Genomic DNA, 2,502 nt, shown 5'->3' with positions numbered 1-2,502 from the left:
CTACCAAAAAAAAACACAAAAAATATTTTTGTTAATTCTCCCAATTTGTCCCTTTTTGTCTTATAAAAAAATTTATGGATTCAATTCTTTATAAAACACTTGAAATTCTAAATAAAAGAAAATGTGATTTGAATGAAATCAAAACTAAATATTTTGAAAAAGGAAATAAAAGAACATATGATTGAGAGTGTAATGTTTTTTGCTGAAACTCAAGATTTTTAAAATCCAAAAATCTGAAATAAATAGCAAAATGATAGGAATAAATACAATAGAAGAAGCTAAAGACTTTTTAAAAAACAATAAAATAGGATCTATACAAGACATAGAAACCTCATTAGCAAAAAGTTTTAGCAAACTAATACAAGCAGCTCTTGAAGCTGAAATGGACAATCATATTGGTTATACCAAATATGATTGGAAAAACAAACAAATTCCAAACTCCCGAAATGGTCATACAAAAAAAACAGTCCAATCAAATTATGGCAAAACAACACTTGAGATTCCAAGAGATACAGATAGAGATTTTGAACCTGTCATGGTAAAAAAACACGAAAGACAAATCTCTGTCTCAATAGAAGATAGCATACTCTCCTTATATGCAAAAGGAATGAGTACCCGAGACATAGATGCACATATAGGTAAAATTTATGATATAAATATTTCAGCAGAAATGGTAAGTAAAATAACAAACAAAATCTTACCAATAGCACAAGAATGGCAAACCAGATTATTAGAAGAAATATATTCAATAATATTTTTAGATGGGATAATCTTCAATGTAAGAGAAGAAGGAATAGTAAAAAAGAAAACAGTTTACATAGTTTATGGAATAGACATAAATGGAATGAAAGACATCTTAGGAATTTATATTGGTGAAGCTGAAAGTTCTAAATTTTGGTTATCTGTTTTGACAGATTTAAAGCATAGGGGTGTTAAAGACTGTTTAATTGCATGTGTTGATGGACTTAAAGGATTTCGAGAAGCAATAGAAACTGCATTTCCAGAAACAGAAATTCAAAAATGTATTGTTCATCAAATAAGAACTTCAACTAAATTTGTAAGTTATAAAGATAGAAAAGAGTTTTGTAATGATATGAAACCAATTTACAAAGCACCAAATGAAAAAGCAGGTTTAGAAGCTTTAGATAAGTTTGAAAAAAAGTGGGGTAAGAAATATCAATATGCTTGTGATTCTTGGAGAAATAATTGGGCTGAACTTTCAACTTTTTTCAAATATTCTCCTGAAATTAGGAGAATGATTTATACTACTAATCGGATTGAAGGTTTTAATAGGATCTTAAGAAAATCGACTAAAACTAAATCTTCTTTTCCATCTGATAATTCCTTGTTCAAATTACTTTATTTAATAGTTGAGGATAATACTAGAAAATGGACTATGCCAATTAAGAACTGGGGATTAATTGTTAATGAACTTTCAATTATGTTTGGTGAGAGAGTTACTAAATATTTGTAAAATATTTAGTTTCAAGCATTGAATTTTAGGAGTCATTTATAGAGAGTTTTAGATTGATTTTTTAAAGATTAATTAATTTGTAATTTTCCCGAAAGAAAATTTTATCATTTAACACCGATTTTCACAGGATTTTAATTTCATTAATTAGGTAGATATAATTTGCTTAAATTTGTCTTCATTTGCCTGATTTTGTCTTGTTTTATACTTAAAAGTGCCCTTTTAATTTTTAACATAACTCCCTGAATTTTGAACTTATATTTTTAAGATTTTAGACAATATTGATAATTTTTGGATGGTGAACTGTCTCAAATCGTCAAATTTAGACTTTTTATTGTCACTTTACTTTCAGAAACACAAGTTTTATATTCAAAAATTAAGTAGAAAAATTAAAATGAAAAATAGAGAAAAATTAGAAAAAATATTTCCAAAGGATTTGTCATCAAGACAAAAACAATATGAAGCATTAAGAATGCTTTATTACGAAAAAGAAAAAACATATGAAGAAATAGCAAACAATTTCAACTTCAGTGAAAAATATTTAAGAAAAATAGAAAACTTAGCATTAACAAACAAAATAGATTTTTTTCCAGAAATAAAAAAAGGACCTAAAAAATTAACAACCCCTAAAAAAATAATAAACAAAATAATAGATTTAAGAAAACAAAATATCTCCATATATGACATAAAAGAAAAAATATTAGAAGAAGACAAACAAGATATTTCAATTGGTTGTATACAAAACTTTTTATCCAATACAGGATTTGACAAACTAAAAAGACGAACAGCAAAACAAAGAGGAGTTCATCAAAAAGACTTACTCATAGGAAAAAAATCAACAACCTTTGACATAAAAGAAACAAAACCATTCAAAATAGATTGTCCAAATATTGGAGTTTTTTTCTTCATCCCTTACATAATAGAATCAGGAATATTAGACATTCTCAAAACTTGCAAACTTCCAGAATCATCACAAATAAACTCAACCCAAGCAATTCTTTCATTTTTATTACTAAAACTAATAGGAAATG

2 protein-coding genes are annotated in these 2,502 nt (G+C 26.3%); both read left to right on the top strand.

Annotated elements, in window-relative coordinates; all coding sequences use genetic code 11:
* Positions 1-250: 250 nt before the first annotated feature.
* Positions 251-1,474: an IS256 family transposase gene (locus tag HN894_05960; protein MBT7142863.1), complete on the top strand. Its 1,224-nt coding sequence runs from the start codon at positions 251-253 to the stop codon at positions 1,472-1,474.
* A 391-nt stretch (positions 1,475-1,865) separates the two neighbouring features.
* A partial coding sequence (locus HN894_05955) for a hypothetical protein (GenBank protein MBT7142862.1) occupies positions 1,866-2,502 on the top strand: 637 nt, incomplete at its 3' end.

Source organism: Bacteroidota bacterium (assembly GCA_018692315.1).
In the GTDB taxonomy this organism is placed as follows: Bacteria; Bacteroidota; Bacteroidia; order Bacteroidales; family JABHKC01; genus JABHKC01.
Note: the sequence above shows the minus strand (reverse complement) of the source record. Positions and strands in the feature narration are given on the sequence as shown.